General features: G+C 67.5%; 12 protein-coding genes and 1 pseudogene. 4 read left to right on the forward strand and 9 right to left on the reverse strand.

Features of this window, described 5'->3' with window-relative positions; genetic code table 11:
- From FFS27_RS15600 to FFS27_RS15610, 3 genes are all read left to right on the forward strand, one after another.
- Window positions 1–651 (forward strand): DUF6685 family protein (locus FFS27_RS15600; protein ID WP_137952090.1); only part of this gene is annotated, 651 nt, incomplete at its 5' end.
- Window positions 652–722: 71 nt separating this feature from the next.
- The gene (locus FFS27_RS15605; RefSeq protein WP_003091278.1) at window positions 723–1,724 is read left to right on the forward strand and encodes an alpha/beta fold hydrolase; all 1,002 of its coding nucleotides are present in this window, start codon (window positions 723–725) and stop codon (window positions 1,722–1,724) included.
- A gap of 167 nt (window positions 1,725–1,891) precedes the next feature.
- Window positions 1,892–3,796: a M14 family metallopeptidase gene (locus tag FFS27_RS15610; RefSeq protein ID WP_019484947.1), complete on the forward strand. Its 1,905-nt coding sequence runs from the start codon at window positions 1,892–1,894 to the stop codon at window positions 3,794–3,796.
- A gap of 104 nt (window positions 3,797–3,900) precedes the next feature.
- Here the strand turns inward: FFS27_RS15610 and FFS27_RS15615 are convergent, their stop codons facing one another.
- Both FFS27_RS15615 and FFS27_RS15620 read right to left on the reverse strand, forming a co-directional pair.
- Window positions 3,901–4,377, reverse strand: coding sequence for a helix-turn-helix domain-containing protein (locus FFS27_RS15615; protein ID WP_003130642.1), 477 nt, complete (start codon window positions 4,375–4,377; stop codon window positions 3,901–3,903).
- Between the two features lie 37 nt (window positions 4,378–4,414).
- Window positions 4,415–4,891 carry a helix-turn-helix domain-containing protein gene (locus FFS27_RS15620; protein WP_021265016.1) on the reverse strand — a complete coding sequence of 159 codons (477 nt, stop codon included), beginning with the start codon at window positions 4,889–4,891 and terminating at the stop codon, window positions 4,415–4,417.
- Between the two features lie 125 nt (window positions 4,892–5,016).
- Here FFS27_RS15620 and FFS27_RS15625 point away from each other — a divergent pair, with 125 nt between their 5' ends.
- Window positions 5,017–5,247 carry a hypothetical protein gene (locus FFS27_RS15625; protein ID WP_003091282.1) on the forward strand — a complete coding sequence of 77 codons (231 nt, stop codon included), beginning with the start codon at window positions 5,017–5,019 and terminating at the stop codon, window positions 5,245–5,247.
- A gap of 40 nt (window positions 5,248–5,287) precedes the next feature.
- On the opposite strand, the gene pelG is transcribed toward FFS27_RS15625, so the two are convergent.
- The 7 genes and pseudogenes from pelG to FFS27_RS15660 form a co-directional block, all read right to left on the reverse strand.
- Window positions 5,288–6,658 (reverse strand): exopolysaccharide Pel transporter PelG, encoded by a 1,371-nt coding sequence (gene pelG, locus FFS27_RS15630; RefSeq protein ID WP_003452522.1) that lies wholly within the window; start codon window positions 6,656–6,658, stop codon window positions 5,288–5,290.
- A gap of 1 nt (window position 6,659) precedes the next feature.
- Window positions 6,660–8,183, reverse strand: a complete 1,524-nt coding sequence (pelF, locus tag FFS27_RS15635; protein ID WP_021265017.1) for a GT4 family glycosyltransferase PelF — start codon at window positions 8,181–8,183, stop codon at window positions 6,660–6,662.
- The gene (locus tag FFS27_RS15640) at window positions 8,180–9,169 is read right to left on the reverse strand and encodes a tetratricopeptide repeat protein (protein ID WP_021265018.1); all 990 of its coding nucleotides are present in this window, start codon (window positions 9,167–9,169) and stop codon (window positions 8,180–8,182) included. The genes pelF and FFS27_RS15640 overlap by 4 nt, the downstream gene beginning before the upstream one ends.
- A complete protein-coding gene (locus FFS27_RS15645) occupies window positions 9,147–10,514 on the reverse strand; it encodes a PelD GGDEF domain-containing protein (RefSeq protein ID WP_023100924.1) in 1,368 nt (455 codons plus the stop codon). Before FFS27_RS15645 ends, FFS27_RS15640 begins: the two co-directional genes overlap by 23 nt.
- Window positions 10,515–10,519: 5 nt before the next feature.
- A complete protein-coding gene (locus tag FFS27_RS15650; RefSeq protein ID WP_021265019.1) occupies window positions 10,520–11,038 on the reverse strand; it encodes a pellicle/biofilm biosynthesis outer membrane protein PelC in 519 nt (172 codons plus the stop codon).
- Window positions 11,039–11,077: 39 nt separating this feature from the next.
- Window positions 11,078–14,659 (reverse strand): tetratricopeptide repeat protein, encoded by a 3,582-nt coding sequence (locus FFS27_RS15655; protein WP_034013745.1) that lies wholly within the window; start codon window positions 14,657–14,659, stop codon window positions 11,078–11,080.
- Window positions 14,637–14,926 (reverse strand): annotated as a pseudogene (locus FFS27_RS15660) (bifunctional glycoside hydrolase 114/ polysaccharide deacetylase family protein); the annotation flags it as partial. The gene FFS27_RS15655 and the pseudogene FFS27_RS15660, both read right to left, overlap by 23 nt.

The following is a 14,926-nucleotide window of genomic DNA, read 5'->3' on the forward strand; positions in this document are numbered from 1 at the left end:
GTCCAGGAAGACAAGGCGGAAGCCCACGCGGTCCTCAAGCGCCTGGTGCGGGTCAGTCACTCCACCCTGGAGTCGGTCGACCTGAAGACCATCGAAGGCGTATGCAGCCGCGAGATCCTCGTCCAGACACCTTGCCCACGCCTGGAAGACCTGGCCACGGCCGAGGTCTGCCGGGGCGTACGGATCATCAGCTACAAGGATTTCGTCAAGGCCCTGAGCCTGGCCCTGCCGCGTTTCACCAACGGCGACAGCATCCGCCTGCGCCAGGCCGCCTGGCACGGCGAGCGCCTGTTCTGGGCGGGCGAACGTCAGGCCTGCGCCTTCGCCGCGGCGATCGTCTACGCCCGCCGCCGCGAACTGGAACTGAAGCTGCCGGCACACCTGGAACGCTACGAACTGGAGCCCGGCGCGCTGGACGAACTGGAACAGCGCTACCACATGCTGCGGATTCCGACCCAGGCCTGGTCCGAGCCGACCTTCATGAGCCTGCTGCTGGATACCGGCCTGCCCTATGCGCGACTCGCCCTGTTCACCCCGGAAACCCCGGAGTGCCTGTTGCTGCCCCGCAACGACGAACGCGCCGATGCCCTCGGCGAAGGTCTGCGGGCGGCTGGCGCGGCAGACGTGGTGAAGTATCTGAAGCAACTGTAGGCAACCGGCCAGGACTGGCCAGCTCGCGCCCTGACGTGCATCCTCCAGCAGACCCACACAGGAGCGATCGCATGTCCCTACCCCGCCTCAGTCTCTGTCTCGCCCTCGCCTGCGGGCCGGCGCTGGCCAGCCAGGCGCCGGTCTACGGCGAACGCCTGGAAGGCTTCGACTACGCCTATCCGGTGCATTATCTGGACTTCACCTCCCAGGGCCAGCCGCTGAGCATGGCCTACCTCGACGTCGCGCCGAAGAAAGCCAACGGCCGCACCATCCTGCTCATGCACGGCAAGAATTTCTGCGCCGGGACCTGGGAGCGCACCATCGACGTGCTCGCCGACGCCGGCTACCGGGTGATCGCCGTCGACCAGGTCGGCTTCTGCAAGTCGAGCAAGCCGGCCCATTACCAGTACAGCTTCCAGCAACTGGCAGCCAACACCCACGCCCTGCTGGAACGGCTCGGCGTCGCCCGGGCCAGCGTGATCGGCCACTCCATGGGCGGCATGCTCGCTACCCGCTACGCCCTGCTCTATCCGCGGCAGGTCGAACGACTGGTACTGGTCAACCCCATCGGTCTGGAGGACTGGAAGGCCCTGGGCGTGCCCTGGCGCAGCGTCGACGACTGGTACAGGCGCGACTTGCAGACCAGCGCCGAAGGCATTCGCCAATACCAGCAAGCCACCTACTACGCCGGCGAATGGCGCCCCGAGTTCGATCGCTGGGTACAGATGCAGGCCGGCATGTATCGCGGCAAGGGGCGCGAGTCGGTGGCCTGGAACTCGGCGCTGACCTACGACATGATCTTCACCCAGCCGGTGGTCTACGAACTGGACCGGTTGCAGATGCCGACCCTGCTGCTGATCGGCGAGAAAGACAACACCGCCATCGGCAAGGACGCCGCGCCGGCAGAACTGAAAGCCAGGCTGGGCAACTACGCGCAACTGGGCAAGGACGCCGCCCGACGGATTCCCCAGGCGACCCTGGTGGAATTCCCCGACCTTGGCCATACCCCGCAGATACAGGCTCCGGAACGCTTCCACCAGGCACTGCTGAAGGGTCTGCAAACCCAGCCCTGAACCATCCACCGGCGGCGCTCTCGCCATCGGCTTCGCCGCGCCTTGCCCGGCGTCAACACCGATGCCTGCCGCCGGCGTTTCACTGCACTGGCTGCGCGACGACGCGTGGCTCGCGTCGCGCAAGCCCACCCACGCCGCGGCCGTTCCCATCCACATGGAGGTTCATCGTGTTCCCTTGCCAACCCCGTTCGCTACTCGCCGGCGTCCTGCTGGCGAGCGCCCTGCCCGCTCACGCGGAGCTGCCCCACGCGCCCGCCTACATCGATGACAGCGCCTACCCGGCCGCGGCCCGCCAGCGCATCCTGCCACCGATGTTCGAGCAGAAGCTGGGCAGCCTGCGCTACCTCGCCAAGCCCGGCGACCCCTTGATCACCCAGGCCGAGAGCAGCGACTTCCAGCGCACCAGCGACTACCGCGAGACCCGCGCCTACCTGGAGAAACTGGTAGCCGCCTCCTCCGGCCGCATCGCCCTGCGCGAGTTGCCCGAGCGCAGCGCCGAGGGTCACCCGATGCTGCTGGTGACCGCCTCCACCGAGGCCGACAAGTCCGCCGCTGGCCTGAAGCGCTCCGCCAAGCCGACCTTGCTGGTGGAAGCCGAGATCCATCCCGGCGAGGCCAACGGCAAGGACGCCATGTTCATGCTGCTGCGCGACATGAGCGCTGCCGACCGCCCGCTCGCCGGGCTGCTGGAGAAGATCAACCTGCTGTTCATCCCGGTGGTCAACGTCGACGGCGACCTGCGCCGCAGCGCCTACGGGCGGATCAACCAGAACGGCCCGCGGGAGACCGGCTGGCGGGTGAACGGCCGCAATCTCAATCTCAACCGCGACTTCACCAAGCTCGACAGCGCGGAGATCCGCAACGTCGCCTGGGTGTTCAACCACTACGAACTGAGCTTCTTCGCCGACACTCACTCCACCGACGGCGCCATGTATCCCTACGACAGCTCCTACTGCCACAACGGCAATGGCTGGTCACCGGCGAGCAGCGCGTGGATGGACCAGGTCATGCGCAAGCCGGTGTACCAGGCGCTGGAAAGCCTCGGGCACATGGTCCATGAATGCATCAGCCTGAACGACAACCAGGATCCGACCCAGGGCTACTACCCCTACCGCACCGACCTGGCGCGCTTCTCCAACCAGTACGGCGACATCCGCAACGTGCCGTCGATCCTCATCGAGCAACACGCCCTGCATCCGTACAAGACCCAGGTGCTGGGCAACTACGTGATGCTCAAGGCGATGTTCGAGGTGATCGGCGAGCAGGCCGCCAGCCTGCGCCAGGCCATCGCCAGCGACCGCGAGCGCCTACTGCGGCAGAAGGAGGTGATCCTCACCTGGAAGCCGGGCGAGGCCGCCGAGACGCCGTTCGTGGTCGGCGACTACCGCTACGAGCAATCGCCGGTCACCGGGGCCCGCACCATCGTCTGGAGCAACCGGCCGAAGACGCTGAAACTGCCGGTGACCGACAACGGCGTACCCGACCTGGTGGTGCCGCGTCCCCAGCGTTTCATCGTCCCGGCACAGTGGCACGAGGTGATCGCCCGGATCAAGGCCCACGGCATCCGCTACACCACCCTGGAGCGTCCGACCGAAATCGCCGTGACCCTGTACCGCATGGACGACATCAAGCTCGCCGATGGCTTCGAACCGGATCGCGTGCAAGGCAACCGGATTCCGGGCTACGAAGGTCGCCTGCTGGTCAGCGGCACGCCGAAGCCGTTCCAGCGCTTGCAGACCTTCCCGGCCGGCTCGCTGTCGATCGACACCGCCCAGCCGCTGGGCGTCCTGGCCATCGACCTGCTGCAACCGCAGAGTCCGGATTCGTTCTGGTCCTGGGGCTTCTTCAATTCCACCCTGGTGGCCGCCGAGGAGCCGGAGGAATACGTGATGGAGCCGATGGCGCGCAAGATGCTGGCGGAAGACCCGGCGCTGAAGGCCGCCTTCGACAAACGCCTGCGCGAGGACAAGGCCTTCGCCGCCGATCCGCAGGCGCGCCTGCAATGGTTCTACCAGCGCACGCCGTTCTACGACGTGAACGCCTTCGTCTATCCGGTAGGAGTGGTGTTCTGAGGCCCACCTAGGGCTGACGGCGGATAACGCTGCGCGTTATTCGCCCTACCGCTGGGCTTCGGGAGCCCCGTTCCCTCTCCCGCTTGCGGGAGAGGGAGCCGGTCTCAGGTACCGTCGGTGGGTGTGGGCAGGTTGCTTCTCGGCTTGCGCTTGCGCCTGGGTTTCAGTGGTTTTTCAGGTGGCGGCGACAGTTCCCGCTTGCGCAGCTTCTTGAGGATTTCCCGATGCTTCTCGCGCCAGGCCGGCACGTCGAGACCGTGGAGTTCGAGCAGCTCGGGGTTGCGCTCCACCAGATAGACCGCCGCTTCCTGGGCGGCCTCGGCGATCTTCCAGGCGATCGACTGCGGTTCGATGCTGCCTTCATAGGCGATCCAGTCGCTGAACTCCGGAAAGGTCCCGCAGACCTTCTCGAAATCCTCGTCGTGCATGCGCTGCCGGCCACTCTCGATGTTCTCAAGGCGTTTGGGATCCATGCCGACCACCTCGGAAAACTGCGGTCGGTTCAACCCCGTCAGCCCGCGCAACCCGAACAGGCGCTCGCCGGCGCGAAACAGGCAGCGCTTCCTCACTACATAGACCATGTACAGATACTTCCCTTCGTTTCTGGCGCGATGCGCCTCAGTCGCCCTTGCCGCTCGCGGGCGTTTTCCTCTTCCGCTGGCGCCTGGGTTCCGGCGGCTCTTCCAGGGGCGCCGGCTCCGCCTCCGGCGCCTGTTCCGCCGCCAGCAGCGCCTCGCGTATCTCACGGTGGCGTTCGCGCCAGGCCTGCATGTCGATGCCGTGCCGCTCCAGCAGCACCGGGTTGCGCTCCACCAGGTAGACCGCGGCCGCCTGTGCCGAGTCGGCGACCTTCCAGGCGATCGACTGCGGCTCGATGCTGCCTTCATAGGCGATCCAGTCGCTGAACTCCGGGAAGGTTCCGCAGACCTTCTCGAAGTCCTCGTCGTGCATGCGCTGCAGTTCGTTCTCGATGTTCTCCAGGCGCTTGGCCGTCATCCCCACCAACTCGGCGAACTGCGAACGGCTCAAGCCCATCAGCTCGCGCAGGGCGCGCAAGCGCTTGCCAGCAGTGAACAAACGTCGATTCTTTACCATGTGTAGTCCGCGTCTGATGGTTCCCTATGCATATTGATTCACTAACTGTTAGTAGATCAATATGAATCCAAGCCCTCTAGACCGAGGGTTCCCCTCCAACATCGGACCATGGTGCAGGACGCCTGATGAAAGTGGAAGAACTCCCCCAAGAGGGTTTCGCCGAGTGCCCCCGCTATATAACCCTGATGCGTTTCGCCTTCCTGACCGGCCTCAGCGACCGGCCGGACCTGCTCTATGCCTGGATAGAGAGCGGCGACCTGCCGATGCGAACCTTCGGTACGCAACGCCTGGTGGATATGCAGAAGCTGCAAAAACGCATCGAGGAAGCAAAAAAAGGGGCCGATTCAACCGGGTGAATCGGCCCTTTCTGAAAGACCCTGCCGCCGGCGAAACCCCTCAGCGATTGAGCATGAAGGTCTCGTACTCCAGGTCGTCCAGCGCGGTGGTCAGGCGGTACAGCCCGACCAGCACGCAGACCAGCAGCGACAGGGTGAAGCCGTAGCCGAAGAAGCTCGGCCCGAGCAGCAGGCTGACGAAGGTCAGGGCGCCGTTGACGATCACGAACAGCACGCAGAGTTCGAGGACGATGCGGCGCTTGTCCAGGTAGAAGAAGACGTTGAGCAAGGCCATGAACACTACCTGGATGCTCACCCCGATCAGGTCGATGTAGAACAGCGGCAGGTAGTAGCGGGAAATTCCCAGCCAGCCGAGCAGTTGCGGCGCCAGCAGGAACAGCAGGACCACCGCCAGCCCCTGCACCTTGCAGATTTCCAGCAGGCCCTGGCGGATGGCGAGGATCATCTGCTCCTTGAGCAGGCCGATGTGCTGCAGGGTCTCGCCGCCGCGGATCGCCTCGTAAACCCGCTCGTACCACTCGGCGAAGTCGGTCTCGATGCGCACCAGGAACACCGCCATGCCGGGAATGATCGACAGGTAGGCGAGGAAGATCGGCAGGTCGTAGAGGATCGAGGCGCGCAGCGGGCCGATCACCAGGTCCGAGGTGGATGGGTTGAACCAGAAGATGAACTTGTCGATCCAAATCCCCAGGTTGTAGCAGAGGCCGGTCAGCAGCAGGCTGACGAAGACCTGCCGGCGGTCGAGGAAGTCGAAGGCCACCATGCGCCTGGCCGGGTACTCGCGGAGGATGTCGTAGAGGAAGACGAACAGCAGGCTGGCGTGGCCGATCAGCAATGCCAGCAGCAGGCCGTCCATCTGCATGAAGCGCAGCAGGTAGGCACAGGCGACCATCAGCGCGTAGCCGATGAACATCACCAGCAGGATGCGTTTGTAGGCCTTCATTCCCGACAGGAAGATGATCACCAGCCACAGGTTGCAGAGCACCACGAAGTTGGCCATCACCAGCAGGCGGTAGGCGAACGGCTCATCGAACAGGGTCGCCAGCAATATCGCCGAGAGCAGGCCCGACGCCAACGTCACCAGCAACAGCACGCCCACCAGGTTGGGCAGGATCGCCTCGTGCTTGCGCTCGAACAGGCGATCGGAAATGAAGCGGGTGAAGAACAGTTGCAGTCCCCCGGTGAAGATCAGCGACAACGCCATCAGGTAGGTCACCGTGATCAGGAACTGCCGGACCAGCACGTCCGGCACCACCACGCCGAGGCTCAGCACGCCGATCAGCATCACGCTGACGATCGACAGCACCCAGGGACCGGAGCTGATCAGCCCGGCGTAGAGATAGGCGCGCAGGGTCGCCGTATAGGAATCGCGGGAAAGGATCTTCCGCAGTTCGAAGCCGATGCCGGCCATGTCATGCAATCTCCGTGGCTTCGCGGTACAGCCCGCGGTAACGTCCGAGCATCAGCGCCTCGGTGTAGTAGCGTTCAACCCGTTGCAGGCCGACCGCCTGGGCCGCCTGCCAGCGCTGCGGATTGCGCAGCAGGGCGAGGATCGCCCGCGAAGTGGCCTGCGGGTCGGCGATCGCCACCACCTCCCCGGCGCGGCCCAGGGCGCGATCTTCGGCGTCGGCGCCTTCGATCAGTTCGCGGCAGGAGCCGACGTCGCTGCTCACCACCGGGGCGCCGGCAGCCCAGGCCTCGAGGATCACCAGCGGCTGCGCTTCGCTGATCGAGGTGAGGACCATCAGGCCGAGTTGCGGCAGGACCTCGCCGATCCGACGAAAACCGAGGAACTTCACCTTGTCCTGCAGGCCGAGGCTGGCCACCAGGCTGCGGCATTCGCTGGCATAGTCCGGGTCTTCCTCCTCCGGACCGACGACCCAGCCCTCCGCCTCCGGCATCGCGCTGACCACCCCGCGCATGGCGCGGATGAAGGTCTTCACGTCCTTGATCGGCACTACCCGGCCGACCAGCCCGACCACCGGCGGAATCCCCGGCGGCCGCCGTTCGAGGGCGCCGGCCCAGGCATCGAGGTCGATGCCGTTGGGGATCACCCGGGTGCGCCGTGGCTCGGCGCCATCGAGTACCTGGCGCTGGCGGTTGCCTTCGTAGAGGGCGACGATCGGATTGGCGGCGCGATAGGTGAGCAGGCCGACACGCTCGAAGAAGCGGATCCACAAGCGACGGATGTAGCTGACCTCGGCATCCAGTCCGGTACTCAGCTGCTCGTCGGGGTTCTCCGCGATCCAGTTGGCCTGGGCCAGGTCGATCTTGCGCTCCTTGGTGTAGATGCCGTGCTCGCTGAGCAGGTAGCGGCAGCCCCAGCGACGTTGCAGGATGCAGCCCAGCAGGCCAGCGTAGCCGGTGGAGATCGAGTGCAGCATGCGCGCCCGCGGCATCCGCCGGGCCGCCTCGGCGAGCATGAACACCGGCGCCTGCATCGAGCGCAGGGTCCAGAAGTAATTGACGAAGGACGGATCGGTGCAATAGCGCTCGTAGCCTGCGGTGATCGCTTCCCAACTGGCCTTGCTGTGGAGAAAGTCCTCGCGGCCGATGCGGCCCTCGGCGAGCAGGTCGAGCAGCGCGTCGCCCTCCTCCACGTCCGGCGTCTCCGGGTAGTGGAAGAAACGGTGCAGATCGCGCAACGCCTTTTCGGTCTCGCTACTGCCCTGTCGCGTCTGCGGGTTCGGCGAACTCCAGGCGGTTTCCAGGAAGTGTTCCTCGATGTGCAGCACATTGTCCGGGATCGGGTAGTGGCGCTTGCCGTAGGCATCCTTCTGGCCGCCGATGAAGAACACCGAGAAGGTCAGGTCGGGGAGACCGAGGATCAACTGGTTGACCCAGCTGGAGACGCCGCCGCGGACATAGGGCCAGGTGCCCTCCAGCAGCAGGCAGACATCGGCGACGGGCGCCGTCGGAGCGGTGTGTTCGGTCATGTCCAGTATCTCGCCAGGGCCGCGAAGGGCGGCCGTTGCAGCATGTCGTCGGGCATTCCGGCGAGAAGCCGGGGGATGTCCCGGTAGCGCCGCTGGAAGAACGCCACCTCGGCGCGGAACGGCGCCAGCTGGGCACTATCGATTCCCGCCTCCTCGGCGGCCTGGAGGGCGTGCCCGGCATCCTCCAGGCGGCCTTGTTCGAGGGCGATGCGTCCGGCCAGCAGATGCAGGTCGGCCGAGGGTGTGCCGCGCAGCGCCTGGTCGGTATGCTCGCGCGCCTGCTCGAGGATGTGCTCCAGTACGCTGCCCTGGGCCAACCCCAGGTAGGCCAGTTCCCAGTACCAGCGCGCCAGGGTCCCGTGCAGCGCGCCGCGTCGCGCCGGCGTGGCGCCGGCGAGGCGGCCGAGGGCGGCCTCGATGCGCTGGTTGATCCGGCTTTCCTTCTGGTCGAGCATCGAGTAGGCCAGCAGGCGGACGTCGTCGGCGGGGTCGCGCAGGGCCAGCTTGAGGATCGGGATCGCCTCCTTGCCGGACATCCGCCGGGTGGCGAAGATCGCCGTGAGCCGCTGGTTCGGGTCCGGCGCATGGCGCAGGACGTCCTGCAGACCGCCGTCGCTGAACATCATGTCGAGGCGCTTTTCCTTCGGCCGGAACGGCAGCTCGGGGACGCCCATCGCCTGCCAGGCCTGCTCGCCACGCTGGCGCGGCAGGTACAGCGCCGGGAACACCGCCGCAGCGACGCCGACCGCTCCGATCAGCGGCACGAAGAAGGCCAGACTGAAGAGGAACAGCGGGCTCCACGGCAGCGGGAACTTGTAGCGCCGCGGCAGCAGCAGCCATACGCCGACGCACAGCAGCGCGCTGCCCAGGCCGTGGGCGAACAGGTAGAGCGCCAGCGCCTGGCCGAACGGCAGGTCGGCGAAGACGCTCGCCCAACTGCTCAGCTCGAACAGGAAGGCGCCGCTAAACAGCCACTTGCTGATCATTCAGGCCGCACTCGTTGAAAAGGAAATGTCCCAGCGCCTGGCGATCGTTGCCGGCGTCCAGTTCGTACTGGCGGATGCGCACGCCCAGCGACTCCAGCTCGCGGGCCTGGCCGAAGCGTTCGGCGAAGAGAATCCTCAGGCGCTGCAGATACCCCTGGGAGCCTTCGGCGGAAGTCAGCGGCAACAACACCAGCAGGACCCGCCGGCCCTCGTCGTTGCGCAGTCGCAACTGCACGTCGAGGCCACGCTGGCTGCCTTCCAGCAGACGCTGGACCTCTTCGCCGTAGCGCGCATCGGTCAACTCGAAGGCATACAGGCAGGCCGGCAATCCATGGTCGCGGGCGTCCAGCAGGGAGCGCTTGAGGTACTGGGAGAAGCGCTGGGCGTCGATGTCGGCCAGTTGCAGTGCGCGACGGTCGCTCTGCAGCAAGTCGGCGATGTGCCCGGCGAGGATCGCCAGCAGGCTGAAGGTACGTTCGTTGAAGACGAAGAACGGCATCTGCTCCACCGCCAGCAGGGCGAGGATCCGCCCATCGGTGTCGACCAGCGGCACGCACACCTGCAGCGCGCTGTGCGCACGCTGCTCGCCGCGCTCCAGCAGTTCCTGGCGCACGCTGACCAGTTCGCCGCGCTCCAGGCAGGTGCGCACCAGCAGGTCGTCGGCGTCCAGCACCGGCATCTCGCCGAGCGACGCCAAGGGTTGCGGCTCCGGGGTGCGGTCGTGGCGTACCCGGTAGAGTCCGGCGATGCGCAGCGAACCGTACTGGGCCAGCAGCGCCAGCACGGTTTCCGCCAGCGCATCGAGCGGTGCCTCATCGCCCGGCAGCTCGCGCAGCAGTTGTCGCAGACCGAGCAGCGAACTGCGCAGGCTCTGGTCGTTGCCGGCGACCCGCTGTTCCAGGCGATCGTGGGAGATGCGCAGGATGTGATGGGCGCGGGTGAATTCGTCGAGGCGCAACTGGCGGTACTCGTTCGCCAGCTCCAGGCGCTCCAGGCGGCGTTCCCAGATGTCGCGGAACTCGCCCACCAACATGGCGCAGAGCAGCACGCCGACGATGAAGGCCGCCGGTACCTGGGCATAGGCCTCGACGCCCCGGGCGCGGAACGCGAACAGCGCGGCCACCAGCAGCGCCGCGCTGGCCAGGCCGCGGACGAAGCCGTAGCGCATGCCCAGCAACAGGGGCGCGAGGATCACCCAGGGAAAGGTGGCGTTGACCTGCAGCGGGTCGTCCGGGCTGAACCACCAGCCCAGGCCCAGCGCGAGCGCGCTGATGACCAGCGTCTCGACCCAGGAGACACTGCCGCTGGCGCGCGGTGCGAGGGTGAAATCCTTGTGCGCGGACATCGCCGTCACTCGAGCCGCAGGTCGCCGACCAGCTCGCGCAGGACTTTCTGCGCGGCGCCCGCCAGGCTTTCCCGGGACCAGCCGGCGCGCGCCCCGCTGGTGCTCCAGAGCACCCGCCCGGAGGCCGGCTCCAGCACCTGCAGGCTGACGCCCACCGCCGGCTCGCCGTCCAGGCCGTTCTTGTACTGCCACTCCTCGACGCTGCCGGTGACCACGTAGGCCAGCTTCTGCTGGCGTGCCCAGTCCAGCGCGCGCTGCTGGCGCTCGCGGTCGTCGACCAGTTGCAGGTCGCCTTGCGGCTGCGCCGGGTACAGGCGCGGCCGCAGGCCCTCCTCGGCCAGCACGCTGAGCAGGATCTGCTCGGCACGCTCGCCGGCCTGCGGCGCCTGGGAGTAATTGAGCAGCGGCACCAGGCCCCACTGCGCGCCGCGCGCCAGCGGCGTAGCGCTTTCGCTGGTGAAGCTGGAGCAGCCCGCCATGAACAGGGCGACGGCCGCGAGAGCCAGGCAGCGGATGGATTGCATGTTGTGTTCCTCCTGTTGAATTCCGTATCCGGGCCGCGTTCAGCGGCCGAAGCGCGTGCTGTAGGTCACCCCGAGCGTGCCGCCGGCATCGCCGCCGCCGCCCTGGGGAGCCGACTGGTAGCCGAAGGTGAACGCCAGTTCGTCGTCGCCCAGCAGCTCCATGCCGATGCCGAGATCGATGCCGTAGTTGAACTCCTTCTCTGTCCACTGCCAGCCGGCCAGGGTGTCGACGATCCAGGTGTATTGCGGACGGCTGCGGTTCAGCGCGCCAGGGAAGCCACGGCGCCAGGTGCTGCCGAGGTAGACCTGGCCATAGCGGTCCTGCAGCAGGTCCTGGCTGCGCGCGCCATCGAGCGTCAGCGCACCGCCATGGGCCGCCAGCAGGTCGTCCGGCACGCGGTTCTCCAGGCGATTGCGCTGGTAGTCGATGCCGCCGCGCAGTTGCCAGGCCGGGCCGTCGAAGAACAGTGTGTGGGCCCACTCCAGGGACAGCGCCTCGCCGTTGCCGAGGTCGTCGCCCTGGCGGGTGGAAAAGCGGTTGTGCGCCAGCGACCAGCTCAACTGGTCGCGCCCGCTGAGGGTGTGGCGGCCGCCGAGCCGTAGGCTGTCGCGCATGCCGAGGGCGCGCATCAGGCCGGTCTCGTCGGTCTCGCGGTGCCAGTCGAGGCCCGCTTCCAGTTCGTCGCGCGCACTCAGCCGCCAGTTGCGCAGCAGGCCCAGGCCGTGGCGGTCCTCGTCGTCGCGCCAACTGCCATCGAGCGTCGCCGCGGCGAAGCCATCGGCCAGTTCGCGCCGCAACGTCAGCCTGGCGTTGCGTTCGCTACCGAGGAGCGAGCTATCCAGCGCATCGCCGTGATAGCGGCCACTGCCCAGTTCGAGATCGGCGTACCAGTCGTCGCCGAGGTGGCGCGCCGCGCGCAGCGTCGGCCCCTTGAAGTCGAGACCGCCGAAGTCGCGCTTGTTCCAACCCAGTTGCAGGCCCTGGGGCGTGCGTTCGAGGATTTCCGCCGCCTGCCGCCGCAACTGCTCGCGGTTGTCATGCGAGTGGCCATCGCCCAGTGCGCCCAGGGCCTCGCCCAGCGCTTCGCCGCCATGGCCGAGACGCACCAGCGCCTCGACCCGCTGCGCCGGATCCAGCTCGCCGCGCTCCAGCAGGCGTTGCAGGGCGGCGCGATTCTGGCTGCGCAGGGCGGCCTGGATCTCTTCGTTGCGCCCGACCTTCAGGCCCTGGCCGCGCGCCCAGGCCAGCCAGTCATCCTTCAGCGGCTCCTGGTTGGTGGCGGCGAGCTGGTCGAGGAACTGCTCGAACCACAGCTGCAGCATCGCCGGCTCGCCATTCCAGGCCCGCCGCGCCTCGCCCTGGGCGAGCAGCGGCCCCTGGGCCACGGCGAGCAGGCGCAGGTAGGCGGCGAAGCTGTCCGGGGTGGCCCTGACCGCTTCGCGGTCGAGCCGCCGGAGCAGTAGTCGGCGCAGGCGCAGTGCCTTGTCCTGGTAGCCGCTGGCATCCAGCGCGTCGGCGTAGGCGGCCTGCACCAGCCAGTCGTTGGGATTGGACTTGAGGTACAGGCGGAACCAGGCCAGCGCCTGATCGTTACGCTCGAGCAGCAGGCTGGCGCTGGCGAACGGCAGCCACAGCGTGCTGTCCCGCAGCGCCAGGCCATGCCACTGCGCCAACAGGGGCGCCAGGCTGTCGCGACGGCCACGGTCGATGTAGAACCAGAGCAGGCGTTCGCGCACCAGGTTCTCGCCGGGGAAACGCACCAGGGCTTCCCGGTACAGGCGCTCGGCGACGTCGCCATGGCCTTCCTGTTCCGCCAACCGCGCCCTGGCCACCCAGTAATAGGGGCTGCCCTGCGCTTCCGGCAGGCCTTCGGCCTCGGCCAGCAGGCTCTTCAGGGCCGGCCAGTCGTGGAGGTTCTCCGCCAGTTGCAGGGCGCTGGCCAGGCGCCGCGGATCGCGGCTGCGCTGCCAACTGCCGATAAGCACCTGCAAGGCCTGCTTCGGATTGCTGTCCCGGTACAGGGCGATCAACTGGTCCTCGTCGCTGCTGTTCAGGCGGATGTCCAGGGCCAGCATGCGCTCGTAGGCGGCGCGGGCATCGTCGTCCTGCTCCAGGGCCCAGGCCAGCGCCGCGCGCAGGCGCCAGAACTCCGGCTCGCGGATCGCGCGGGTATCCACGCCGGCGAGGACCTTCCAGGCCTGGCGCGGATCGAACAGGTTCCAGTGGGTTTCCGCCCACTGCATGCGTTCCTTGACACTCAGCGGGAAATGCCGGGCCATCCGCGCCCAGACCCCGGTCTCTTCCTGCAACTGCTGGGTGTGTTCGAGGATCTGTTGCAAGCGCTGCCAGGCCAGGCGCTGTTTCGGATAAACCTGCACGTAGCCGCGCAGCCATGCCTCGCCCTCTTCCGGCGTGCCGCGGGTTTCATGGCTGTAGACCAGCGCATCGAGTTCCTCGTCGGTCATCTGTCGCTGCGCGCCGATGGGCGCCAGCAGCTCGATGGCGCTGTCGAAATCGAACATCTGCAGCGACAGGCGCCAGGCATGCTCGCGCAGGGCCGCGTCATCGGCGCCGGCCAGCAGTTGCTTCCACAGGCCCAGGGCCTGCGGGCCGTTGCCGGTCCATTCGCCAAGGCGCGCGAGATCGGCCAGCAGCGTCCTGTCCTCCGGGCGCAGGGCCAGCAGCTCCCGGCCGACCTCCCAGGCCCGCTCGATCCGCCCGGCGGCCATGTTCAGGCGCAGGTCGGCGGCCAGCGCCTCATGGTCCTCGGGGCGCAATTCGCGCCAGCGCCGGATGAAGCGTTCGGCCAGGTCGTAGCGCTGGCTGCCTTCGGCGGCGCGTACGCCCTCGGCGAGCCAGGCCAGGGTCGATTCATCCTCCGGCAAGGCGTCCAGCCGCTCGTCCAGCAACAACGCCGCCTGTTCGCCGCGCTCGCCAGCGAGCAGGCTGGCGAAGGCCTGGCGCAGATAGGCCAGGCGCTTCGCCGGCTCGGTTTGCGCTTCGGCCAGTTGCCGCTGGATGTCCGCCGCCGGCAGCGGCTCGCCGGAAGCCAGGTACCAGCGCGCCGCCTCGTCCAGCCAGCGCTGCCGGCCCTGCGGGTCGCGGCCGGCCAGTTCGGCAAAGGTCCGCGCCGCCAGGTCCGGCGCGTCCAGGGCCAGGGCATGACGGGCAAGTCGTTCGAGCATGGCGTCGTTCAACGAAACATGCTCGATCTTGCGCAGGCGCTCCAGCAATCGGCGCGTCTGCTCCTCATCCATGCCCTCGGGCCTGGCCAGGGCGCCAAGGATGTCCAGTTCCACCTCGTAGAACGGCGTTGCCAGGCGGTCCTTGCCGCGCAGAAGGGCGAGGTGATGACGCGCCTGCTCGAAGTCGCCGAGCTTGACCAGCAGGTCGATCAGGGTCCGGCGCAGCGCGTCGTTCTCCGGGTGCGCCTGCAACAGCAGTTCGGCGTAGTTCACCGAGACCGCGTCGGGCTCGCCATCGCCGCTGGGCATGAATACCTCTTCGCTGTTGAAGGTCAGCCACAGCACCAGCGCCACCCCGAGAGCGACCGGCAGCAGGGCCCAGGGATTCAGCAGGCGCGCCTGGGGATGCTTGTCAGCGGCAGACGAGTTGGCCATCGCGCACCTGCTCCATCGGCAACTCGAACGTCCACAGGCCGTTGCCGGCCTTTCCCGGGAAGGCCTTGCCGGCCGCACTCAGCCGGCAATCGCCCGCCGCGCGCACCACCAGGCGTAATGGCAGGTGCCCGGCGAAGGCGAACTCGACGCGGCCATCGTCGCGGTAGCGCCAGTGCTTCAGCGGCAGGTTGGCCTCCTCCAGCGCCGGCCGCGGATCGCGGCTGTCGCGCAGGACCAGGCGCGCATTCGCCGCACTCAGGTGTACAT

It is taken from the genome of Pseudomonas sp. 2VD (assembly GCF_005503585.1).
Taxonomy (GTDB): domain Bacteria; phylum Pseudomonadota; class Gammaproteobacteria; order Pseudomonadales; family Pseudomonadaceae; genus Pseudomonas; species Pseudomonas aeruginosa.

What these genes read in the sequence shown, in the direction of transcription:
- FFS27_RS15605 (WP_003091278.1), top strand. Translation starts at nt 723, where the DNA reads ATGTCCCTACCCCGCCTCAGTCTCTGTCTCGCCCTCGCCTGCGGGCCG.
- FFS27_RS15615 (WP_003130642.1), bottom strand. Translation starts at nt 4,377, where the DNA reads ATGGTCTATGTAGTGAGGAAGCGCTGCCTGTTTCGCGCCGGCGAGCGC.
- FFS27_RS15620 (WP_021265016.1), bottom strand. Translation starts at nt 4,891, where the DNA reads ATGGTAAAGAATCGACGTTTGTTCACTGCTGGCAAGCGCTTGCGCGCC.
- FFS27_RS15625 (WP_003091282.1), top strand. Translation starts at nt 5,017, where the DNA reads ATGAAAGTGGAAGAACTCCCCCAAGAGGGTTTCGCCGAGTGCCCCCGC.
- pelG (WP_003452522.1), bottom strand. Translation starts at nt 6,658, where the DNA reads ATGGCCGGCATCGGCTTCGAACTGCGGAAGATCCTTTCCCGCGATTCC.
- pelF (WP_021265017.1), bottom strand. Translation starts at nt 8,183, where the DNA reads ATGACCGAACACACCGCTCCGACGGCGCCCGTCGCCGATGTCTGCCTG.
- FFS27_RS15640 (WP_021265018.1), bottom strand. Translation starts at nt 9,169, where the DNA reads ATGATCAGCAAGTGGCTGTTTAGCGGCGCCTTCCTGTTCGAGCTGAGC.
- FFS27_RS15645 (WP_023100924.1), bottom strand. Translation starts at nt 10,514, where the DNA reads ATGTCCGCGCACAAGGATTTCACCCTCGCACCGCGCGCCAGCGGCAGT.
- FFS27_RS15650 (WP_021265019.1), bottom strand. Translation starts at nt 11,038, where the DNA reads ATGCAATCCATCCGCTGCCTGGCTCTCGCGGCCGTCGCCCTGTTCATG.
- FFS27_RS15655 (WP_034013745.1), bottom strand. Translation starts at nt 14,659, where the DNA reads ATGGCCAACTCGTCTGCCGCTGACAAGCATCCCCAGGCGCGCCTGCTG.